This is a genomic window from Dyadobacter sp. SRI_021 (genome assembly GCF_057586235.1).
The window spans coordinates 364,646-388,114 of the sequence record NZ_JBYCZM010000007.1; the positions used below are offsets into that span (position 1 = coordinate 364,646).

The window sequence follows — 23,469 nt, forward strand, 5'->3', positions numbered from 1 at the left end:
CCAGAAGATCAGAAATTCCGCTAAATGCAGAACTGTATTTTTCTTATATTTACATGTAAGCTTCTTCATTATACTAATATACCGTTATGTACGAAAAGAATCTTGGTACAAAACAAAAAGCACTAAGGATCAACCTCGATCGCCGGATCTACGGATCGTTCGCGGAGATCGGGGCAGGTCAGGAAACGGCGGCTTACTTTTTCAAAGCCGGCGGCGCATCCGGAACCATCGCTAAAACGATGTCGGCCTACGACATGACGTTCAGCGACGCGATATACGGGACAGAAGAGGGCGGGCGATACGTGGTGGAGTCCCGATTGATGAAAATGCTCAACCGCGAATATAACCTTGTGGAAAAGCGGCTCTCGGAAAAACGCGGTGTCGATAGCACTTTCTTTGCATTTGCTAATACCGTTGTAGCCCTCAATTTCCAAAAAACGAACGAATCACACGGCTGGATCGGGCTGCAATTCCAGCTCACGCCCATGGGGCCGACGAACTACGTCGTAATCCATGTGCGTATGCGCGATGATGAGAACATTCTGCAACAACAGGCACTCGGCATTATCGGTGTAAACCTGATTTACGGTTGCTATTACTATTACAAATCACCCGAAATTCTGCTCATGTCGCTCATGGACGATCTTACGACCGACCGGATCGAGATTGATATGGTGCGTTTCAGCGGGCCCGATTTTGCCAAGGTAGATAACCGCCTCATGAGCCTGCGCCTCGTGAAGAACGGCTTTACCGATGCCGCATTGTTCGGCAGCGACGGCGGCGTATTGCAGCCTTCCGAAGCATTGTACAAAAAGCACATTCTCATGATGCGCGGCCGCCTGCGCCCGATCACGAACGTGCATATCGACCTGATCAGCAATGGTCAGCGGCAGTTTTTGGCAGAGGAAGATGTGGATGAATCTAAAGTGGTGCTCATTTCGGAGCTCACGCTGCATAATCTGAAAGCCGGCGACCGCGATATCGACGAAAAGGACTTCCTCGACCGCGTGGACATTCTCTGCTCGCTGGGGCATATGGTAATGATTTCCAACCACCATGAATATTACCGGTTGGTGGCCTATCTGTCGCGATTGACGAAACTGAAATCCGGCCTGCTGCTCGGTAGCCCGAACTTGCAGGACATTTTCGAGGAAAAGCATTACCAGTTCCTGCAAGGCGGCATTCTGGAATCGTTCGCGACGCTATTCAGCCGAAAGGTGAAATTATACATTTACCCTACGTTGCAACCCGACGGTTCGGTTTACAGCTGCGAGAACTTCCGCGTGCCGGATCATTTGCGGCCGTTGTTCCAATATCTGATCGTGAATGACAAGATCGAGGATATCAAGAACTATAATATCGAGCATATGCACATTACCACCGACTCGGTACTTGAAATGATCAAGCGCGGGGAGCCGGGGTGGGAGAAGCTCGTGCCGGAGAATGTGGCTCAGATTATTAAGGAGAAAGCGTTGTTCGGGCTTCCTAGTGAGAATAACTATGTGGATACGGTGAAGCAGATTCACCAGGCTGTGGGGAATTTGTAGCGGCATTTTTTATGCCACGAAGGCACGAATATTCACGAATGCTCTTCGTGAATATTCGTGCCTTCGTGGCAATTAAATAATAATCATTCTTAGCTTTTGGATATAAAATCCCCCTTATGTCCAAAATCCTAACTCCGCCAACCACGTTTGTGGGCAGGCTCAAATATCTCGGTCCCGGTTTCATCCTTTCCGCTGCTATCGTCGGCTCCGGCGAACTAATTGCCACCACCGCATTAGGTGCCAAAGCAGGCTTCGTCATGTTCTGGTTAATTGTCCTGAGTTGTCTCGTCAAAGTCGCATTGCAGCTGGAATTTGGCAAGAATGCCATTTACACCGGCACATTCATCATGCACAATTTCAACAATTTGCCCGGGCTGCGGCTCGGCAAGGCGCATTGGAGTATTTGGCTGTGGCTTTCATTACAGGGATTGAAACTGCTGCAAGTAGGCGGTATTGTCGGAGGGGTTGCGATTGTGCTGAACATGGCATTTCCTCTTGTTTCAGTCAATTTGTGGGCAATTATCTCGGTGCTGATCACGTCTTTCTGGGTTTATAAGGGTAACTATGGTCCGGTAGAGAAAAGCTCCCTCGTGATGATCATTCTTTTTACGGCCATTATTCTTATATCCGTCATTTTGCTTCAATGGACGCCCTATGCCATCACCTGGCCTCAATTTGAAAGTGGGTTACAGTTTTCACTTCCTACCGCATTGGTTGCGACGGCATTCGGGGCATTTGGGATAACCGGCGTCGGTGGCGATGAAATCATGTATTACAATTACTGGTGTATCGAAAAAGGGTACGCCGCCTACACCGGCCCGAACGACGGGACGAAAGAATGGTCCGATCGTGCCAAAGGCTGGTTTCAGGTAATGTACCTGGATGCGGTGTTGTCGATGATGGTCTATACGATTGTGACGGCCGCGTTTTACCTCCTCGGCGCCGCTGTGCTGCATACAGGGGGCCATGTGCCGGAAGGTTACCAGATGATCGACACCCTTTCCCGCATCTTCACAGAAACACTTGGCCCGTGGGCAAAGAATATATTCCTGATCGGCGCATTTTTTGTGCTTTATTCTACATTGTTTACGGCCGCGGCGAGCTGGGCGCGGGTTTGGAGCGATGCCTTCGGGCAGATCGGCTGGATGAAGTTTGGCTCGGAACACGAGCAAAAGTGGAGTATCGGCATTATGTCCTGGATATTGCCCATAGCCTGGTGCCTCTTGTTCCTCTTTTTCCAGGCACCGGTAAAAATGGTCATACTCGGGGGGATCGCAACTTCAGTGTTGCTTTTACTGGTCGTGTATGTGTCACTCGTGTTCCGTTATCGCAGCCTACCGGCCGCATTGAAACCATCGACCTTGTATGACGTATTTTTCTGGATAAGCGTGCTCTCGATCCTGTTTGTAAGCGGATATGGCGTTGTTCAAATTATTTAGGAAAGAGTAGTACTTAATTTTAAATGAGTAGTATTTTTTGATAGTGAGCGAATAGGGGAGTTACTTCTCGTTTTCGTCTAACTGATTGCCGGTCAGACAGGATGCATTCATTCCGAAATCCTAAATTCTTTCATATGGACAAACCAAACGAAGTATCGAGAAGAAACTTTATCAAGAACACCACGGGAGTTGCGGTAGCGCTTTCCATTCCGACCATCATCCCGACAAGCGCATTTGGGGCGAACGATCGCGTACGCGTGGCCGTACTGGGCGTGAACGGCCGCGGGCAGAGCCATATTTCCGGTTTCAATGCGCTGAGCAATGTAGAAGTCGCTACCCTCTGCGACCCCGACAACAACATTTTGCAGAAGCGCGCGCAGGAATTTGAGCAGAAGACCGGGAAGAAGGTCAAAACTGAAAATGATCTCCGTAAAGTTTTCGACGACAAAACGATCGATGCCGTTAGTATCGCTACACCGAACCATTGGCACGCATTGGCGGCGATCTGGGCTTGCCAGGCCGGAAAAGATGTGTATGTTGAAAAGCCGGGTTCACATAACCTCCACGAAGGCCGGAAGCTGGTGGAAGCAGCCCATAAATACAAAAGAGTAGTGCAGCACGGCGTCCAACTTCGCAGCTCGGAGGCATTGAAAGAAGCTGTGAAACATCTCCGCGATGGGTTGATCGGCAACGTCTATATGGCAAGAGGCCTGGTCTACAAATGGCGCCCGGACATCGGTGACAAAGGTACTGAGCCCATACCAGCGGGCCTGAATTACGACCTCTGGACCGGTCCTGCCGAAATGAGGCCGTTTTCCCGCAACTACGTGCATTACGACTGGCACTGGCATTGGAACTACGGTAACGGCGACATAGGGAACCAAGGTATCCACGAAACCGACATGTGTATGTGGGGCCTCGGCGTGGAAAGCTTCCCGGACAAGATCACGTCCTCAGGTGGCAAATTCCTCTGGAACGACGCAAAAGAAACCCCGGAAGTGCTCAGCTCTTCATTTATATATACCAAAGAAAAGAAGATCATCGAATTCGAAGTGCGGCCCTGGATGACAAACGACGAAGGCGGGGTGGGTATTGGCAATATCTTCTATGGTTCGGAAGGTTACATGGTGGTGAAGGGTTATGATTATTACGAAACCTTCCTGGGTAAAGATAAAAAGGCGGGCCCATCGCGAAAAGCGGGTGGCGACCATTATAAAAACTTCATCGACGCTGTGATAGCCAAAGACCCGAATTTGCTCAATGGTCCCGTTGAAACAGCGCATTTGTCTTCCGGTCTGGCGCATTTAGGAAATATCGCTTACCGCGTCGGTCGAGCCCTTACTTTTGATAACAAGACGGAGAAATTTGTGGGAGATGAAGAGGCTAACAAACTGCTAACGAGGAAGTACCGATCGCCTTATGCATTGCCGCAGGTAGTGTAGGCGTGGCATTGGAGTGATTTAATAATTGTTCATTGGAAAGTTCCCTTTGGTTCAGTAGCACCCGAGACTATTGGGTACTAACGATAGATGATACAAAAAAACGGCCGACAGTAGAACTGCCGGCCGTTTGTATATCTATTACCGTTCTCTTCAGAGAACGGACTATAAAACAGAGAAATCAAACGATTCCAAATATTTCGTGGTGAAATTCCCAGATTTAAACCCAGGATCATCCATCAGTTTAATATGGAACGGAATCGTGGTCTTAATCCCTTCAATCACAAACTCTTGCAAGGCACGCTTCATGCGTGTAAGCACCTCCTCGCGTGACTGGCCGCTGACGATCAGTTTTGCGATCATCGAGTCGTAGTTGGGCGGAATGGTGTAGCCGCTGTAAACGTGGCTATCGATGCGTACACCGTGACCGCCAGGGAAATGCAGGTTGGTGATTTTACCCGGCGCAGGACGGAATCCGTTAGCAGGATCTTCCGCATTGATACGGCACTCCATCGCGTAAAGCTTTGGCGTGTAGTTCTTTCCGGAGATGGGCTCGCCTGCCGCTACTTTGATTTGCTCCTTAATGAGGTCAAAATCCGTGACTTCTTCGGTGATAGGGTGCTCCACCTGGATACGGGTGTTCATCTCCATGAAGTAGAAATCACCGTGTTTGTCGACGAGGAACTCGATCGTACCGGCACCTTCGTAACCGATGGCCTGAGCACCTTTGATGGCCGCTGCACCCATTTTCTCACGCAATTCGGGCGTGATAATAGGGGATGGCGTTTCTTCTACCAGTTTCTGGTGACGACGCTGGATCGAGCAGTCGCGTTCCGAAAGGTGGCATACTTTCCCGAACTGGTCACCGATGATCTGGATTTCGATGTGACGAGGCTCTTCCACGAATTTTTCGAGGTACAGACCGTCGTTTCCGAATGCGGCCGCAGACTCGGTACGGGCGTCGTTCCACGCTTTTTCGAACTCTTCCGGCTTGTTGATGATCCGCATACCACGGCCACCGCCACCAGCAGTTGCCTTGATAATGACCGGATAACCGATACCTTCGGCCAGTTCCTTACCTTGTTCAACGGATTCGAGCAGACCTTCCGAACCGGGCACAACCGGTACACCGGCTGCGATCATGGTTGCTTTCGCAGTAGCCTTATCGCCCATCCCATTGATCTGAGCGGCGGTGGCTCCGATGAATTTAATACCGTAATCCGCGCAAATTTGCGAGAATTCGGCGTTTTCAGACAAGAATCCGTAACCCGGGTGGATCGCATCCGCGCCCGTTACTTCCGCTGCCGAGATGATATTCTGGATGCTCAGGTACGATTGCCTGCTGGGAGGGGGACCGATACAAACGGCCTCGTCGGCAAACCGTACGTGAAGGCTGTCGCGATCGGCTGTCGAGTATACCGCGACAGTCTTAATGCCCATTTCACGACAGGTCCTGATTACACGCAGGGCGATTTCGCCCCGGTTAGCAATGAGTATCTTTTTAAACATGTAATTCAGTGAGTTTTCGTTCGCTGCGGTTATGCAGGTTCAACCAGGAATAATGGCTGGTCGAATTCTACCGGAGTTGCGTTTTCAACCAGGATCTTCACGATTTTACCTGATACTTCGGATTCGATTTCGTTGAATAATTTCATCGCTTCGATCACGCAAACTACTTTTCCGGGTTTGATCTCATCACCGATGTTAACGAATGCCGGTGTTTCCGGGCTGGATGCGCGGTAGAATGTACCGATCATCGGGGACTTAATCGTAATAAGGTTCGAAGAAGCTGGTTCTTTGGAAACCGCTGGCTCGGCCGGAGCGGCCGGTGCAGCTGCTGCGGGAGCCGCAGGAGCGATTGCTGGCGCAGGCGCCGCAACTTGTGCCGGAGTATAGGCTACTACCGGTGCCGTGGCAAAGCGTTTTACCTTGATTTTCAGGTCTGCCGTTTCAATATTCACTTCATCAAGTCCCGACTGGGCAATGAAGTCAATCAGTTTTTGGATTTCTCTGGTTTCCATTTAATTAAGATTTAACTCTTTCTACGTATTCGTATGTGCGTGTGTCAACTTTGATTTTTTCACCTTCGTCGATGAAAAGCGGTACCATAATGCGTGCACCGGTTTCTACTTCGATGGCCTTTTTAGGAGAGTTGGCAGTGTCGCCTTTCAGCCCCGGCTCCGAATAAGTTACCACCAATTCCACGAAAGGAGGAAGTTCGCAAGTCAGCGCTGCATCGTTTTCAGTATTGATCAGGATCTCGACTTCCTGTCCTTCCTTCATCAGGTCGGCGTTGGTCACCAGTTTTTCGTCGATCAGTACCTGGTCGAATGTTTCGGAGTTCATGAAGTTGTAGCCAACTTCATCTTTATATAGGAACTGGAATTTGTGACGCTCCACGCGCACGGGCGTAATGCCTGCGCCTGATGAGAACGTGTTGTCCAGCACTTTGCCGCTAGTAAGGCTTTTCAGTTTGGTACGTACGAACGCGTTGCCTTTTCCGGGTTTCACGTGTTGGAATTCAATCACCTGAAAAAGATCATGGTTGAAATGGATCACCAAACCGTTACGCAAATCTGCAGTAGTTGCCATTTTTATGCTAATGAATTGTATGATAATGCTTTAATGAAAATCACATGCCTACGCTTCGATACCCCATTTGAGGTACATAGCGCCCCAGGTAAAGCCTCCGCCGAATGCGGCAAGAATCAGGTTGTCGCCTTTTTTAAGTTGTGATTCGTAGTCCCACAAGCATAGCGGAATTGTCGCCGCCGTGGTATTTCCGTATTTGTGTATGTTCATCATCACCTTGTCCATGCCTACGCCCATGCGGTTGGCGGTGGCTTCGATGATCCGGCGGTTGGCCTGGTGAGGGACCAGCCATGCGACGTTATCGCTGTTCAGGCCGTTGCGCTCCATAATATCGGCGGCGATGTCGGCCATGTTGGTTACCGCAAATTTGAAAACCTGCGCACCATCCTGATAAACGTAATGCAGCCTGTTTTCCACCGTTTCGTGGGTAGGCGGGTAGCGGCTTCCTCCGGCTTTCTGGTTGAGATAAGGATAACCCGCCCCGTCAGACTTGATGATCGAATCCAGGATGCCGTTTCCGGACGTGTCCGGTTCGAGAAGTACCGCGCCGGCCCCATCGCCGAAGAGGATACAGGTCTTGCGGTCGGTGTAATCGACGATCGCGGACATTTTATCCGCACCTACGACGATGACCTTTTTATATTTTCCGGTCTCAATAAATTGTGAGCCGAGCGTCAATGCATAAATAAAACCCGAGCAGGCAGCCTGGATATCGAAGCTTCCGATATTACGGATGCCGACCATGTCGCAGATGAGGTTGGCTGTGCAAGGGAAAACAAAATCAGGTGTGGTAGTAGCGCAGATGAGCAGGTCGATTTCTCCGGGACTTGTATTGGTTTTGGCCAGCAAACCCTTTACAGCCTCCGCACCCATATGTGAACTTCCTAAACCTTCGCCTTTCAGGATACGCCTTTCCTTGATGCCTGTGCGGCTAACGATCCATTCGTCGTTTGTCGCAACCATTGTTTCCAACTCTGCATTAGTCAACACATAATCAGGCACATAACCTTGTATTCCTGTTATAGAGGCTTTAATATGGGTCATGATAAATCAACTATTCAAAATCCGAATAGATTTGGTAAAAAGGGACAGTTTCAGTTTTTTCATAGTCATGTGGTTGTCAGCATCCGTCGTTAGCTCAATGCCTGGGCGATGTGCAGGTACGCTTTGGATTTCACCTGCTTGTAAGCCCAGTCAACCATATTTTTGATGGCCAGAGGTGTCGACACCCCGTGCGCGATCATCACATTTCCATTCACCCCGATAATGGGACTGCCTCCGATGGACTCGTAGTTCGTTTGGTCGATAAAATCGTCCTGGAAACCTCTTTTCTTCGAAATCTCATACAGAGACTCTCCGAGTTTGAACAAAATATTGCCGGTAAAGCCGTCGGTAACGATCACGTCGGCCTTGTTAATGAAGAGATCTTTCCCTTCTATATTTCCGATAAAATTGATGCGCTTGTTTTGTTTCAGCAGGGGATAGGTGGCCTGCGAAGTGAGGGAGCCTTTTTGCTCTTCTTCCCCGATATTCATCAGTGCAACCCTTGGCTTGTCGATCTGGAAAGTGTGCTGGGCGAAAATCGAGCCGATTTCGCCGAACTGCGAAAGGACCTCCGGTTTGCAATCGGCATTGGCACCGATGTCGAGCATTACGGCATAGCCGCCTCCTACCTGCGGCACGAGGCCCGCAATGGCCGGACGGAGAATACCTTCAATGGCTTTGATGCTGAAAAGGGCGCCCACGTGCATGGCACCTGTGTTTCCTGCACTGCAGAATATATCTACCTCTTTTTCTTTCAGAAGCTTGAAACCCACGCCAATGCTGGAATTGGGCTTTTGAGAAAGGGCTTTGGTAGGATGTTCCCCCATCTCGATTACATCTTCTGCGTGAACGACGTCAACATTAGTAGGAGTGAAATTGTGCTGGTTGAAAATCTCCCAGATCACGTTTTCACGGCCAATTAAAACGATTCTCGCCTCGGATGGTAGCTCAGAAGAGGCTTGAATGACCCCTTCAACAATTGCTTGCGGAGCTAAATCTCCCCCCATAGCATCTACCGCAATTTTCATTTACACGCTGTTATTTTGACAAATAAGTTAGAAACCGAAGGTGTAAATTTAGCAGATGTGCCGCAGTAAAAAAGAATTTCGCAACAACTTTTATAGGGCTGCTGCGAAATTGAATTGCTCATCGACTGAAACTAAACCGTTTTAGTATAGTTCTCAACTACAACTTTACCTCTGTAAACCAGGTTGCCTTCGTGTACGTGTGCACGGTGCAATTGGTGGATTTCTCCGGTTGTAGCATCAGTTCCCAACTGCTTTCCGGTAAGGAAATCGTGCGCTCTGCGTGAATCGCGACGGGTGCTGGAATGTCTCCGCTTAGGATGTGCCATGATATTTTTGGTCTATTGTTATTTACTTTTTATACTCATTTCCGTCGATTGAAATCGACGGCCAAAGATTCTTTTTCTTTTTCAATCCCGCCAGCTAAAACGACGGTAGTTGATTTGTCCCTTCTTTAATCCCCTTACCGTCGGTCTTAACCGACGGATCGAAAGAGAAGGCTTTTATTTTTTCAAGTTTTTTAAGGCTTCCCAGCGAGGATCGATCTTTTCTTCATCCTCTCCTTCTTCCCCTTCCTCCGATTCTCCGCCGGAAGTGTACACTAATGTGCCTTCTTCCTCATCATCCTCCAAATCGAACTCGTCTTCCTCTGTCCGCAGGCTCGGGTGGAGCTTTTTTACCGGTAACGACAACGCGATGAAATCGAAAATATAACGCGCTACGTTGATCCTGTTGGTGTTACGGCTGATGATCTCGATCTCTTCCGTGAGCTCCTCATTGTGATCGCCGAATTTCAGTATAATGCGTTCGTCGGAATCAATCGGTTCTTCGAACGTTTCGAGGCTGCGGTCGCAAGTCAGGGTTACGCTTCCTGTTGTGTGAAAACGAAGCTGGATCATCGTCGCCGATTTGCTGAGGATCACGTGCGTTTTAAAGTGCCCGTGCTCAATCAGATCTTGCTCCATTTCCTCAAAAAAAGCGTCGCCAGACTCCATATCATAGTCATACTGTTTGTCTTCCAAACCGTAAATGTCTATGTTGTATTTACTTAGCTCTTTCACTTTTTCTGTCAAAAGGAGTGCAAAGGTAATGTGTTTCAGTTTAATAAAAAACATTGGGCCGGAAAATTGTTGCCATCCCGCCGCTAATCTGTGTGCTATCAGATTTTCCGCGCCGGATTTCCGAAATAGGTCGCGCCCGCCGGTACATTCTCCACCACCACTGATCCCGCGCCGATCCGCGCATTCTTTCCAACTTGGATGCCGGCCACGATCACTGCGCCCGAACCGATAAACACGCCATCGGCCAATGTCACGCGGTCGTTTACGATCGCGCCCGCGCCGATGGTCACGAAATCGCCCACAATGGCCGATGTGTCGATAATAGCGCCCGTTTGCACCAGGCAATGATGGCCAACCACCGTGCGTGCACCGATGGTCGCACGGGCTGCAATGAGGTTGCCGTGCCCGATCGACGCCATGCCGGAGATCACCGCGCTATCGTGGATTGCATTCACGGGCATATTCTTGTGTTCCTCGTTCAGCGATTCTACGAGGCGTTCCCGCACCGAGCGCTCGCCGATGGCGATGAATGCCTCGCATTTGGAACCTATTATATTAAGGTAGCTGGTATCGTCGGTATTGCCGAGTACGCTCACTTCTCCGAACTCCTTACCGTGCAGCTCTGCATGGTCGTCGAGGAAGCCGTAGACGATTACATTGTTCCTTCTGAAAATATCGAGCGCCTGCATACCAAGGTCGCCGGCGCCAAAAATTAATACGGGGTTTTCCATAATTGATGTTGGTATTGAATAAAAAGTCTTCATCCGAATGGTTAGTTCAAATGAAGACTTAAAAATTGAGCTTAAATATAATGTTTACAGGAATGTTACCCTGAAAACGAATGGACTGCCGTAGGGCGACAGGTTCTGTCCGCTGTATTTATCGATCTGGCTGTCATAACTGAAATTGTACAGCGCCGTTAAATGCACGGCTTTGATAAACTTCCCGCCGATGGGTTGCGAATAGGAGGCGCCGGCCATCGGCGAACCCAGCCATTGCCGCTTCTGATAGGATCCTTCCACATTCAGCGCTTCAAATTCACCGATAATATTAACCGGCGGGATCACATTGTACATCATGAATGCGCGGCCGCCGTAATAAGCGGTGTTGATATCATAATACTTATACCGGAAATACATGATCGTCGCGCCTACACCGCCCACGAGCTTTTCGGTCAGCTCATAGCCTGCCATGGGCGACACGTTAATATTTGTAACCGTTCCGAGGCTCAGTCCAAAGCTGCCTCCAAGGCGCAGCCTTTCGATGAACTTTCTGTCTTCGAAATCGGCTAGTTTCTTCTTCTCTGCCAGCACCGGCTTCTGGTCCTGGGGTTTTCTCTCAACAGGAGGTATTTCCTTTCTTTCCGGCTGGTCCTTCCGAAGCGAATCGGGGCGGTAGTATTCATCGTTCTGCGCCATCAGCGAAGAACTTGTCAAAACCGCCAGGAGAAACAGGAATGGCAGGAGAATTTTACTTTTCATCTTAAAATCGTTTATTTTATAATGTTGTAACTGGTAACGTAGGACTATCTGATTTTTGTCTACCGATACTGCGCTTCCGGCTCCTCTTAACACCACGCGTTTCGTCTATGCTTTATCACATTTCGGTTCCTGACCCACAATCCCGTTTTCTCGACATTACCTACACCATCCCCGAAATCAATAGCGAACAGATCGAAATTCAGCTGCCGGCATGGCGCCCGGGGCGGTACGAGCTTCAAAACTTCGCCAAAAATATTCAATTTATCGAAGCGATCTCATCCGCTGGTCACAAACTGCCCCTTCATAAAGTAACCAAAGACCGGTGGCGGGTTGGAACGGCCGGTCAAAACGAGATACGCATTCATTATACCTACTACGCGTCTATTCAAAATGCGGGCAGCAGCTATGTAGATGAGGAATTGTGGTATCTCAATTTCATCAACTTCTGTATGTACACCGAGGGGCGGATTACTGAGCCTTACCGCGTAGAACTCGATTTGCCCGATGGTTACCAGATTGCCTGCGGATTGCCACCGGCAGGTAAGAATGCATTATCGGCGAGAGACTTTTACCAACTGGTGGACAGCCCGATGTTGGCTTCCGAGACCTTGCAGAAATGCGAATATGAGGTTCGTGGTGTTCAATTTAAAATATGGATGCATGGAAATCTTAAACCCAACTGGCGGCGTATCGAGCGTGATTTCCGGCGCTTTTCGCGCGAGCAGATCGCGATGATGGGAGAGTTCCCGGAAAAGAATTACCATTTCCTGAACCTGATTTTACCCAACGCATTCTACCATGGCGTGGAGCATCAGAACTCGACGATGATCGTGCTCGGCCCCGACGACGAGGGTGAAGGCCTCTATTCCGACCTCCTGGGCGTGAGCTCGCATGAACTTTTTCATGCCTGGAATATCATCCGCATTCGCCCGGCGGAGCTTTTGCCTTATGATTTTACCAAAGAGAACTACTTCCAAACCTGCTTCGTGGCCGAAGGCTGCACGACTTACTACGGCGACCTTTTTCTGAGGCGCGCCGGCGTTTTCAACGACGATGCTTATGTAAAGGAGTTGCAGGTATATATGAAACGCCATTTCGAGAGCAGCGCCCACGCCGCACAGTCGCTTGCGGAGTCGTCGTTCGACCTTTGGTTGGATGGTTACGAAAAAGGCATTCCGAACCGGAAAGTGTCGGTTTACCACAAAGGCGCATTGGTAGCGCTTATTCTGGATTTGTATTTAAGGAAGAAAACCAATCACGCCCAGTCGCTGGACGATGTGATGAGGCTGCTATGGGTGCGTTTTGGCAAGCCATTTATCGGGTACACGCTTGAAGACTACATCGGCATTGTAGAAGAAGTTGCCGGCGAATCGCTGGAATGGTATTGGGAAGAGTGCATTTTCAGCGCAACGCCGCTCGAAGACCGCCTGAACGAAGCCCTCGCATTTGTAGGACTGCAAATGTCGGTTTTCAGCAATGGTAATGTGCAGCTGAACGTGCTCGATGATTTTAAGGCACAAGTGCAGCGGGAGAAATGGCTGGAAACGGCGCAGGTATTGACGGTTGAAGAGGAGGAGTTGGAGGACGAGGAGGAAGAGTGAGCGAGACTTCGGCTGTCGGCAATCGGCCGTCGGCTTTTTATGGAATGTATCGTGCGAATGCAGGGATTTTATAATTTCGATAGCCGACTGCCAATAGCCGAAGTTCATCCCAATTCCGCCTTCAGGGCTTCTTCGAGCTTCCTATACCGGTATTCAAATCCCGTTTCGTGCGCAATTCGCTCGTTCACTACATAATTTCCTCCTAACACTACCGCTGCCATTTCTCCGAAAGCCAGTTTTAATGCTAATGCAGGGACATTAGGAAGCCATTGAGGGCGGTTTAGGGTTTTGCAAATGGCTTTTGTAAGTGCTTCATTGGTCACCGGCGGAGCTGCGACGGCATTGTAAGCTCCATGCCAGCTTTCGTTTTCCAGCGCTTCGATATACATTCTGCACATATCATCAAGGTGGATCCAGGACATCCACTGTTTTCCCGAGCCGAGTGGTGCACCAAAGCCGAAACGCGCGGGGAAAGTCATTTTGGGGATTGCTCCGCCGTCTTTGCTGATCACAATGCCGGTCCGGAGTTTCACGGTCCGGATACCCAATGCGGCGATTTCATCGGCTGCTTTTTCCCATTCAACACTTACATGAGAAAGGAAGTCGTTGCCTGCGGGTGTATTTTCCGTATTTCTGGTATCGCCGGTATCCTGGCCGTAGTAGCTGATGCCCGAGGCCGACGCGAATGCGACTGGTTTTAGCAGCTTTTCGGCGAGCTTTCGGGCGATGAGGCGGATTGATTCAGTTCGGCTTTCGAGGATGGATTTTTTGCGTTCTTCTGTCCAGCGGCCCTCGCTGACATTGGTACCGGCCAAATGCACGAGGAAATGTAGGTTGTCCAATGTGCCTTCTTCAATGTAACCCTTTTTAATATCCCACTCAAAAACCTGGACAGACGGGATACTGGCCTTTTCACGGCTCAGGAATGCCACTTCGTAGCCCTTTTCGAGCAACATTTGCGTCAGCCGCCTGCCGATAAGGCCGGTACCGCCGGTAATCAGTACTTTCTTTCCCATAAATGCTGGTTTGAAAAAAGCATACCACCCTAGATTTCAGCGTGCTGCGAACCGTCGCCCGGCGAGGCGTCGCCCGGCAAATCGTTGCCCGGCGAACCGTCGCGCGGCGGCTCCTGCTCGATCGCCTGTGTTACGCGCGCAACCATTTCTTCTACCGTTTCATCGGGGTGGAAATGCATAGGTGGTTTGAACTGTACCGTCAGTCGGGTGTTCCTTTTTTTGAAACGCAATCCTTTCTTATCAAAAGCCCTTCTGAAACCGTTAATCACGACCGGGATCACGATCGGGTGATGGTCGTTGATCAAATGCGCGGTGCCTTTGCGTACAGGGGCATACGGTTTGGTGGTTCCTTGCGGGAAGCTCACCACCCAGCCATGCTGTAAACCCATGCCGATGCGGTCCTGCGCGGAGGTGTCGAGCTGGCGTTTTACATCTTCGCCATTGGCCCGCCACGATCGTTCGATGGTAATAGCGCCACCCATACTGAACACTTTGGGTAAAAAACCACCTTTCATAGTTTCGGCGGCGGCCACGTAGTACATTCTGGCACGGGGCGAAAGGAGGTAAAATGGCGGGGATATCGTGTCTTTATAGCCCCATTTAACGGCACAAAAAATATGGAAGAATGCAATAACGTCGGCGAAATAGGTCTGATGGTTGGAGAGGAACAACACGCCCTGGTCGGGCAGGTCCATCAGGTTTTCGGTGCCGGTAATGCGGATTTTATTAACGGCCGTGTAGCGGTAATAGGTAAACCAGCCCAATATGAAAATGAGTAACCTTTTAACAGCGAGGTAGTTGCCAAACGGGTCTTTTTCGAATAAACCCAAAAAGTCCAGCCGGGCGAGCCAGGAGGGAAGCGTGCTATATGTGATTTTTCTAAAACTCATAGTGCAGTAGAGAATGCATCATGCAATGAAAGTCAGGGTTCTTGTTTTAAAAGTTTTTTACCACCCGGGTTGCGGACGAAGACGTAATTTAGATAATATGCGAGCCGAATGGAAAATATTTTTCTTTGACCGCCGAATAGCGTTTCGCTGTCGGGCATTGTCATGTATTGTCATGTATGGCCAGGTGTTGTCATTGGTTGTTCACTGACTACAAATGACAACACCTGACTATGCATGACAACACCTGGCCATAAATGACTTTCATGCACAACCATTCAAAATCATACCATCGGAGGTCGGTCAGCATCCGAAGTCACTATTTGGCATGATTCTTTGCATATAAATCAAGAGAACATTTAATTTTGACCATCTCCTTCATTCAAGTCATTTTTCAAATTTTATGAAAATGAAATACGCATTTCGCATTCTGCCGGCTTTTGTGGCGGCTGGAATGCTCGCAGGTTGTTCCAAAAATCCGGTGACGGGCAAAAAAGAGATCGTCTTCATGTCGCAAGAGAAAGAGATCGCCCTCGGAGCCGAATCGCACCCGTCTATTGTAGCCACAATGGGCATTTACGACGATAAAAACCTGCAATCCTTCATCAACGAAAAGGGTATGGCTATGGCGAAAATTTCGCACCGGCCCGATTTACCTTATAAGTTCTTCATCGTGGACTCTCCGGTCGTCAACGCATTTGCAGTGCCCGGCGGTTACGTATATTTTACCAGGGGAATTATGGCGCATTTCAACAATGAAGCCGAATTTGCCGGCGTACTCGGGCACGAGATCGGGCACATCACCGCTCGTCACTCAGCGCGGCAGCAGACTTCACAGATCTTTGGTCAGGTAGGCCTTGCGGCAGGGATGATCCTCTCCCCGCAGGTACGCGCGATGGGCGAGCAGGCGCAGCAGGCGCTGGGCTTGCTCTTTTTGAGTTACAGCCGTGACCACGAGACCGAATCTGACAAAATAGGGGTTGATTATTCGAGTAAAATCGGGTATGATGCCAAAGAAATGGCCGATTTCTTTGGTACACTCAAAAGGATTTCTGAAAAAGCAGGCCAGGCCATTCCTACGTTCCAGTCAACGCACCCCGATCCGGGCGACAGGATGCAGAAGGTGGGCAAGCTGGCAGCCGAGTACCAGACTGCACATCCGGGCAAGTACACTGTCAACCGGGATGTTTATCTGCGTAAGATCGATGGCATTATTTACGGCAACGACCCGCAGCAGGGATTTGTGGAAAATAACACTTTCTATCATCCGTCGCTGAAATTCCAGTTCCCGGTGCCCAGCGGGTGGCAATATGAAAACTCGCCGATACAGTTTCAGATGGCGGCGAAGGACGGTAAATCCATGATGCTGTTCACGCTGGCGCAGGGTAAGACATTGGAGGAAGCGGCTCAGGCAGTGGTGAAGAATTATGGCTTGAAAGTCATCGAGAACAATAAGGCTAGCATTAACGGTAACCCGGCGATCGCGATGGTGTCGCAGCAGGCGGAGCAGGATGCGAACGGCCAGGCAGCGGCTGCAACAGCCAACACGATACAAGTTGCTACCTGGCTGATCCAGTATGGCGGCAACATTTACGCCATTCACGGCGTGGCTTCAGCGGGCAATTTTGCGGCGAATGCGGGCCAGTTCCGCTCGGTGGCGCAGGGTTTCAAATCGGTTTCGGATCAGAATATCCTCAACCGCCAGCCGGAACGCATTCGCATTAAAACCGCTCAGCGCGAAGCTACACTCCGGGACTTGCTGAAAGACAACAACCAGCCTGACGGCAAACTCGACGAACTCGCGATCCTGAACGGAATGGCGCTGACCGACAAGGTGACAAAGGGTACTTTGTTCAAGACATTAGGAAGGTAAAATATACTTTCAAAATAATGAGAGCGGTGGCACGATCGATGTCGCCGCTCTTTTTGTTCACCGTTCATCCTGACCATTCTACCACTAGTCCAGAGACCAGAAACTTTTCACTTTAAAATTTGGTTGACATATCAACACAATATACCTTTGTATCATCATGAGCGCAAATATAGATAGCTGGCAGAACCTTAGAGAAGAATTGAAGAACTCCTTGCAGTTTAAATTGGGAGCCGTGACGAAGACGGTTTTCAAGAAAATGAATGCGGAGCTCGTCAATGAAGGAATACCCGTGCTGGCTGAGCAGCTGCCTATCCTGATGGTTGTATATTTCCAGGAACAGGCGCGCACGCAGCAGGACATTGCCAATATTTTGCAAAAAGATAAAGCGGGAATCCAGCGCTCTGTGCAGACTTTGCACAAGGATGGTTTCCTGAAAATTGAAAGTGATATTGAGGATAAAAGAAAGAACCTGATATCGCTTACACCAAGCGGCAAGTTTGTCTGCGAGCGCATTCAGTCATTGGCGATCGCTTTCAATAGCCAGATTATGGCGCATTTTACAGAGCAGGAATGGACGACGTTCCTGGGTTATTTGGACCGCGTCGTCAAAGTAGTAGACAAATAATATTTTTTTAATTTAATAGTTGATATATCACCAGTAGAGGCGTCAACTATCTATCATTAGCCACAATAATTAACAACAGGTCAAATGAAAAGTAAATGGATAGCCGCAATCATCGCAGTCGCCGCCTCAGTGGCGCCGGGCTGGGCGCAGACGCGCCTGACGCTCAAAGATTGCATTGCCTATGGAATCAAGAATAACGGGAATGTTAAAATAGCTCAGTATAAGGAAAGTACGGCTGTGCAGCAGGGACGGGAAGCGCTGGCGGGTTACCTGCCGCAAGTGGCAGGTAACGCGTCGCTCGACGATAACCTGAAACTGCAATCCACCGTATTGCCGGGCGCGCTTTTCGGAGGAGAGGACCGCCGCGTGGCGCTGGGTACCAAATACCAGAGCAATGCGTCGGCGCAGGTGGACCAGGTGATTTTCGACCAATCGCTGCTGGTGGGCATTCAGGCCAACAAGCCGAACCAGGAGAATGCCGCATTGAACTCGCGTAAGACGAAAGAGACCATCATATATAATGTGGCCAATGCCTATTACCAGGTATTTGTGACCTCGCAGCAGATCGCGCTTTTGAAGGATAACCTGGATAAAACCAGCCAGATCCTGAGCACATTGAAACTGCAACTCGACAATGGTGTAATCAAGAAAGTGGATTACGACCGCACCCAGGTGAATTTGAACAATATCAAATCACAGCTCACACTGGCAGAAAGTAACCTTACACTGGCCGAAAACCAGCTGAAATTCCAGATGGGTATGCCGCTGAGCGACCAGCTCGTGCTGGCAGACAATCCGCTCGACCAGCCTTTCAAAATTGTGGAGCCGACTCCATTCGATGCTTCCAATCTGACGGATTTCAAGATCCAGAACCTGAATATGGATTTGCAGCAACTGGAAAAAGCCCGCATTAAGGCAGGTTATTTACCCAAAGTGTCGGTTTATGGCCGCTATGGCGTGCAGGCGCTGGGTAACGACCTCGGTGCCTCATGGGGCAATTGGTTCAGCTACGGCGCCATTGGTTTGAAAGTGAGTATCCCGATTTTCGACAGCTTCCGCCGCGACGCGCAATACAAACAAGCCGATTTGAATTTGCTGACGCAGAAAGAGCAGTTGAAACTCAACGTACAGAACTACGAACTGCAAAACAGCAACGCATTGACCCAGCTTCAAAAAGCGAAGTCGAACCTGGCCAGCGACGAAAACAACGTGACTCTTGCAAAAGAAGTGTACGACGTGACCACGCTCCAATACCGCGAAGGCACCGTCCCGCTGACCGATTTGCTCAATGCGGAAACTTCATATAAAGAGTCGCAAAGCAACTATATCAATTCCATGTTGAGCTACTACCAGGCGAAACTCGGATTGGAGCAGTCAACCGGCAGTCTCAACGAGTTTTATACCGCATTACCATAAATACACTTCATCAACAAACATTCACTCACTGGCTCATTCAGTCATTCACTCATTCAGTCATTCAGTCATTCAAAATTATGAAGCGAAAACTCATCATCATAGGCTCTATTGCCATCATCGGCGTTCTGATCGGCTTGCGACTTGTTGCCAACAAGGCGAAGATCGACGAGAAAAAGAAAATGCCCGATAATAAAAATGTGACTATTCCGGTAACGGCCGTTGCCGTGCAGGAGGGGAGCGCCGATCAGCAGCTGATTCGTACGGGTAGTTTGATTCCTTTTAAAGAAGCTGAAATTATGGCTACCGCAGCGGGGAAAGTACTGGCTGTGAAATACGAACTCGGCTCGCACGTGGCGCAAGGCGCGACCATCGTGAAAGTGGATAGCCGCCTGAAAGAGCTGTCTCTTGAAGCTACCGAGTTGAATATCAATAAACTGAAAAAGGATACCGACCGATATTCCAAATTGCTGGCAGGTAATGCGGCCACCGAAATTCAGGTAAACGATACCAAATACAACTACGAAAACGCCTTGAACCAGGCCGAGCAAATCAAACAGCAGATCAGCGACGCGTCCATTCAGGCACCGATCAGTGGCCGCATTGTAAAGAAGAACATCGAGCCGGGAGAATTTGTGAACGTGGGTACTTCGCTGGGAACGATCCTCGACGTGTCTCGCCTGAAAGTGCAGGTGATGATCAATGAGAATGATGTTTACAAGCTCAAAGAAGGACAGCATGTGCAGGTGAGCACCAGCATTTTCCCGGGCAAGAAAATCGACGGCGTGATTTCCTACATTGCTCCGCAAGGCGACGAATCGCATAACTACCCGGTAGAAATTACCGTGAAAAACTCGACAGAACTCAAAGCCGGTACATTCGTAACGGTTGAATTTCAGCAAAAAAGCAGCACACAATCACTCCTGATCCCACGTAGCGCGCTCGTGGAGAGCGTGCGTAACCCGTATGTGTACGTGGTGGAAGGCGGTGTGGCGAAGCAACGTAAAATCGAGGTGGGCCGCGAAGTAGGCGATAACGTGGAAGTATTGAGCGGCCTGAAATCCGGCGAGACAGTGGTTACAACCGGACAGATCAACCTGAGCGAAGGCGCTGCGGTTACCGTTACAAAATAATCTTCATCAGCAAACTGAAAGAATTATGTCAATTACCGAAGTAGCCGTAAAGAGACCGCTCTTCATAACCGTAGTATTCGTAGTACTGATACTGTTTGGTTTGATTAGCTACAACCAATTGTCTTACAACTTGTTGCCTAAATTTGAGGCCAATGTTGTGAGCGTGATGACGACCTACCGCGGAGCTTCTGCCGACGAGGTCGAAACGAACGTCACGAAGCATATCGAGGACGCGGTATCGGCCATTGAAGGGCTGGACCAGATCAACTCGACTTCGCAGGAAGGCGTTTCATCTGTAATTATCCAGTTGAAACAAGGCGTTAGCGTCGATCTGGCGCAGCAAGAGGCGCAACGGAAAGTGGAGCAGGTGATTTCGCTCCTGCCCGACGATGCCGATCGCCCTGTAATCAACAAGTTCTCGACCGACGAAATTCCGGTTTTGAGAATGGGTGTGACTGCGAACCTATCGCCGTCTGCATTGTACGATTTGATCGACGACAAGCTGAAACCGCAGCTTTCGAACGTGACCGGCGTGGGCCAGGTTACCATTATCGGTGGTACCGAGCGCCAGATCCAGGTGAATATCAGTCAGGATAAGTTGAAGGCCTATCATTTGTCGATCAGCCAGGTTTCGGCTGCGATCAACAATGCGAACACTTCCTACCCGGCTGGTCAGGTGAAAACGCAGGAAGACCAGTTGTCTATCCGTTTCGATGCCAAGCTCACTACTGTTGCCAATCTTAGAAATGTGATTGTAGGTAAATCCTCGAACGGTGGGCAGATCTTCCTGCGTGACATTGCCGAGGTGTACGACGGCGTGGCCGATGCTACGGCTGTGAACCACATCAATGGCCGTCCGTCGGTTGCATTGCAAATCCAGAAACAATCTGATGCGAATGCAGTGGACGTGAGCAAGTTCACCCGCGAGCGCCTGACGAGTCTTGAAAAACAATATGAAGCACAAGGGTTGAAGTTCAATATTGCTTCCGACCAATCCATTTATACGTTAGCTTCGGCCAATGCGGTGGTGTTTGACTTGGGCCTCGCGGTACTGATCGTGTCCGTGGTGATGCTTTTGTTCCTTCATAGTTTCCGTAGCTCGATGTTTATCCTGGTGGCGCTGCCGTCGTCGATGATCCCGACATTCATATTGATGAGCCTGATGGGCTTCTCGCTGAACCTGATGACGCTCATGGCACTCTCGCTCGTGGTCGGTATTCTCGTCGATGACTCTATTGTGGTGTTGGAAAACATCAACCGTCATATGGAAATGGGCAAGAGCCGTTGGCAAGCCGCATTGGATGGTCGGGCGGAGATTGGCTTTACGGCCTTAGCGATTACCCTTGTGGACGTGGTGGTATTCGTGCCGCTCGCATTGACGCAGGGTCTTATCGGTAACATTCTCCGTGAGTTCTCGCTGGTGGTGGTATTCTCGACATTGATGAGTTTGCTCGTGTCATTTACATTGACCCCATTACTCGCCTCACGTTTCGGCAAGCTGGAAGTTTTGGATAAAAACAGCCTTTGGGGCCGTTTGAACCTCGGCTTTGAAAGATTCCTGGATAATGTAAAAGATGAATACGGTCGGATTCTGACATGGGTACTGGGGCACAAACGCTATATTTTCCTGCTTTCGATCTTCCTGATCGTTGGTTCCATCGCATTGGTGCCGGGGGGATTCGTGGGAGCAGCATTTATGCAGCAAAGCGACCGCGGGGAGTTGAATGTGTCGATTGAACTGGCGCCTACCGCGTCCGTTTATCAGACCAACCAGGTTGCTCAGCGCGTAGAGAAACTTCTTTTGGCGAAACCAGAGGTAACCAAAGTATTTACCAACCTAGGTTACAGCAGTACCGGTTTGGGAACCACTTCCAACAGCAACATCGCCGATTTGACGGTTCAGCTAGTAGATAAAAAAGAGCGTACTGTTTCGTCTGAGGAATTTGGTCAGAGTATTCAAAAAGAAATCCTGCAAATACCGGGCGTAAAAGTGACCGTAGCCCCGACCTCGATCACCGGTAATGCCAACCAGGCGCCGATCCAGGTAGCCGTGAAAGGTACCGACATGGCCGTGATCCGTAAAACTGCCGCGCAAGTGAAAGATATCGTTTCTTCTGTGCCGGGTACTTCCAACGTGGATTACTCGGTGGACGACCCGAAACCGGAAGTAGGCGTGACCCTCGACCGTGAGAAAATGGCGCAGCTCGGCATCAATGCCGCCGAAGTAGGGGCTACATTGCAAACCGCATTCCGCGGCGATGACCGTTCGAAGTTCAAGCAAAATGGCAAGGAGTACGATATTATGGTTAATCTCGACCAGTTCGACCGCTCGAAGGCCGACGACATTCGTCAGCTAACTTTCGTGAACAATCAGGGCCAGACCTTCGAGCTCTCGCAATTCGCAACCGTGAAGGAAGGAATGGGAGAAAGTGTACTGCAACGCATCGACCGTCTGTCGTCGATCACCATCAATTCGCAGGTAGTAGGCCGCCCATCGGGTTCCATCGGTGCCGATATTCAGGCCAAAATGGCGAAAGTGAAGCTCCCCGAAGGCATTAGCATCGAATACCGCGGTGACCTGAAAAACCAGGCCGATGCATTCGGCAGCCTCGGAGTGGCATTGTTACTTGGTATAGTTCTGATCTACCTTATTATGGTAGCGCTCTACGAAAGTACCATTTACCCATTTGTGGTACTCTTCTCGATCCCGGTTGCACTCGTAGGCGCATTGACCGCCCTCGCATTGACCATGGAAAGCTTGACCATCTTCTCGATCGTCGGTATGATCATGCTCCTCGGTCTGGTTGCTAAAAACGCGATCCTGATCGTCGACTTTGCCAACCAGTTGAAAGAAGAAGGATATGCGTTGAAAGAAGCGCTTATCGAAGCAGGCAAGGAACGTCTCCGCCCGATTTTGATGACCACCATCGCGATGATCGCAGGTATGTTGCCTATCGCATTGGCCTCCGGCGACGGTGCCGAGGTGAAGAATGGTATGGCCTGGGTGATTATCGGTGGTTTGACCAGCTCACTATTGCTGACGCTGTTCCTGGTTCCTAGTGCATATTACGTGGTAGATAAGATTAAGGAGCGGTTTGCAGGGCGAAAGAAGCGGAAAGTGAAAGAGGAGATGGTTTTGGAGGCGTAGTATTCGCTTTGCGGCATACCGTGACCCAATGTTACGGTGCGCTGCACCTATAAATATCTTGGGTGCTCTGCACCTGCTACAATTATTACGGCGCTCTGCGCCTGGACCATAAAGCCAGGCGCAGAGCGCCGTAATAATTATAGAT

At 49.8% G+C, this 23,469-nt stretch carries 20 protein-coding genes; 9 read left to right on the forward strand and 11 right to left on the reverse strand.

The features are described 5' to 3' along the window. Positions 1-86 precede the first annotated feature (86 nt). From AC2YIT_RS23025 to AC2YIT_RS23035, 3 genes are all read left to right on the forward strand, one after another. Positions 87-1,547, forward strand: coding sequence for a TonB-dependent receptor (locus AC2YIT_RS23025; protein ID WP_430844011.1), 1,461 nt, complete (start codon positions 87-89; stop codon positions 1,545-1,547). Between the two features lie 116 nt (positions 1,548-1,663). Continuing rightward, the gene (locus AC2YIT_RS23030; RefSeq protein WP_487280714.1) at positions 1,664-2,986 is read left to right on the forward strand and encodes an Nramp family divalent metal transporter; all 1,323 of its coding nucleotides are present in this window, start codon (positions 1,664-1,666) and stop codon (positions 2,984-2,986) included. Positions 2,987-3,120: 134 nt separating this feature from the next. Continuing rightward, positions 3,121-4,428 (forward strand): Gfo/Idh/MocA family protein, encoded by a 1,308-nt coding sequence (locus AC2YIT_RS23035; RefSeq protein WP_487280715.1) that lies wholly within the window; start codon positions 3,121-3,123, stop codon positions 4,426-4,428. Positions 4,429-4,590: 162 nt separating this feature from the next. Here AC2YIT_RS23035 and accC read toward each other — a convergent pair whose 3' ends face one another. The 9 genes from accC to AC2YIT_RS23080 form a co-directional block, all read right to left on the reverse strand. Then, a complete protein-coding gene (gene accC / locus AC2YIT_RS23040; RefSeq protein ID WP_430844017.1) occupies positions 4,591-5,934 on the reverse strand; it encodes an acetyl-CoA carboxylase biotin carboxylase subunit in 1,344 nt (447 codons plus the stop codon). 29 nt (positions 5,935-5,963) lie between these two features. Continuing rightward, the gene (gene accB, locus AC2YIT_RS23045) at positions 5,964-6,446 is read right to left on the reverse strand and encodes an acetyl-CoA carboxylase biotin carboxyl carrier protein (protein WP_223401628.1); all 483 of its coding nucleotides are present in this window, start codon (positions 6,444-6,446) and stop codon (positions 5,964-5,966) included. A gap of 4 nt (positions 6,447-6,450) precedes the next feature. Next, a complete protein-coding gene (gene efp / locus AC2YIT_RS23050; protein WP_106594126.1) occupies positions 6,451-7,017 on the reverse strand; it encodes an elongation factor P in 567 nt (188 codons plus the stop codon). Between the two features lie 48 nt (positions 7,018-7,065). Continuing rightward, the gene (locus AC2YIT_RS23055) at positions 7,066-8,061 is read right to left on the reverse strand and encodes a beta-ketoacyl-ACP synthase III (protein ID WP_487280716.1); all 996 of its coding nucleotides are present in this window, start codon (positions 8,059-8,061) and stop codon (positions 7,066-7,068) included. A gap of 89 nt (positions 8,062-8,150) precedes the next feature. Next, positions 8,151-9,089 carry a phosphate acyltransferase PlsX gene (gene plsX / locus AC2YIT_RS23060; protein WP_430844021.1) on the reverse strand — a complete coding sequence of 313 codons (939 nt, stop codon included), beginning with the start codon at positions 9,087-9,089 and terminating at the stop codon, positions 8,151-8,153. Positions 9,090-9,220: 131 nt separating this feature from the next. After that, positions 9,221-9,415 (reverse strand): 50S ribosomal protein L32, encoded by a 195-nt coding sequence (rpmF, locus tag AC2YIT_RS23065; protein WP_015813599.1) that lies wholly within the window; start codon positions 9,413-9,415, stop codon positions 9,221-9,223. Between the two features lie 174 nt (positions 9,416-9,589). Then, positions 9,590-10,201, reverse strand: a complete 612-nt coding sequence (locus AC2YIT_RS23070; protein WP_487280717.1) for a YceD family protein — start codon at positions 10,199-10,201, stop codon at positions 9,590-9,592. A 44-nt stretch (positions 10,202-10,245) separates the two neighbouring features. Then, positions 10,246-10,878, reverse strand: a complete 633-nt coding sequence (locus AC2YIT_RS23075) for an acetyltransferase (RefSeq protein WP_430844025.1) — start codon at positions 10,876-10,878, stop codon at positions 10,246-10,248. Between the two features lie 84 nt (positions 10,879-10,962). Further along, complete coding sequence (locus AC2YIT_RS23080; RefSeq protein WP_487280718.1) at positions 10,963-11,628, reverse strand: hypothetical protein; 666 nt, start codon at positions 11,626-11,628, stop codon at positions 10,963-10,965. A gap of 107 nt (positions 11,629-11,735) precedes the next feature. Here AC2YIT_RS23080 and AC2YIT_RS23085 point away from each other — a divergent pair, with 107 nt between their 5' ends. After that, on the forward strand, positions 11,736-13,229 hold the full coding sequence (locus AC2YIT_RS23085; RefSeq protein WP_487280719.1) for a M61 family metallopeptidase: 1,494 nt from the start codon (positions 11,736-11,738) through the stop codon (positions 13,227-13,229). 104 nt (positions 13,230-13,333) lie between these two features. On the opposite strand, the gene AC2YIT_RS23090 is transcribed toward AC2YIT_RS23085, so the two are convergent. Both AC2YIT_RS23090 and AC2YIT_RS23095 read right to left on the reverse strand, forming a co-directional pair. After that, positions 13,334-14,245, reverse strand: a complete 912-nt coding sequence (locus AC2YIT_RS23090) for a TIGR01777 family oxidoreductase (protein WP_487280720.1) — start codon at positions 14,243-14,245, stop codon at positions 13,334-13,336. A gap of 29 nt (positions 14,246-14,274) precedes the next feature. Further along, a complete protein-coding gene (locus AC2YIT_RS23095; RefSeq protein WP_487280721.1) occupies positions 14,275-15,135 on the reverse strand; it encodes a lysophospholipid acyltransferase family protein in 861 nt (286 codons plus the stop codon). A gap of 400 nt (positions 15,136-15,535) precedes the next feature. On the opposite strand from AC2YIT_RS23095, the gene AC2YIT_RS23100 reads away from it, so the two are divergent. The 5 genes from AC2YIT_RS23100 to AC2YIT_RS23120 all read left to right on the forward strand — a co-directional run bounded on the left by AC2YIT_RS23100 (position 15,536) and on the right by AC2YIT_RS23120 (position 23,324). Further along, positions 15,536-17,005: a M48 family metalloprotease gene (locus tag AC2YIT_RS23100; RefSeq protein ID WP_430844031.1), complete on the forward strand. Its 1,470-nt coding sequence runs from the start codon at positions 15,536-15,538 to the stop codon at positions 17,003-17,005. Positions 17,006-17,162: 157 nt separating this feature from the next. Continuing rightward, positions 17,163-17,630 (forward strand): MarR family winged helix-turn-helix transcriptional regulator, encoded by a 468-nt coding sequence (locus tag AC2YIT_RS23105; protein ID WP_487280722.1) that lies wholly within the window; start codon positions 17,163-17,165, stop codon positions 17,628-17,630. An 84-nt stretch (positions 17,631-17,714) separates the two neighbouring features. Further along, positions 17,715-19,046 carry a TolC family protein gene (locus AC2YIT_RS23110; RefSeq protein WP_487280723.1) on the forward strand — a complete coding sequence of 444 codons (1,332 nt, stop codon included), beginning with the start codon at positions 17,715-17,717 and terminating at the stop codon, positions 19,044-19,046. Positions 19,047-19,123: 77 nt separating this feature from the next. Then, positions 19,124-20,176 carry an efflux RND transporter periplasmic adaptor subunit gene (locus AC2YIT_RS23115; protein WP_430844035.1) on the forward strand — a complete coding sequence of 351 codons (1,053 nt, stop codon included), beginning with the start codon at positions 19,124-19,126 and terminating at the stop codon, positions 20,174-20,176. A gap of 25 nt (positions 20,177-20,201) precedes the next feature. Then, positions 20,202-23,324 carry an efflux RND transporter permease subunit gene (locus tag AC2YIT_RS23120; RefSeq protein WP_487280724.1) on the forward strand — a complete coding sequence of 1,041 codons (3,123 nt, stop codon included), beginning with the start codon at positions 20,202-20,204 and terminating at the stop codon, positions 23,322-23,324. Positions 23,325-23,469: the final 145 nt, after the last annotated feature.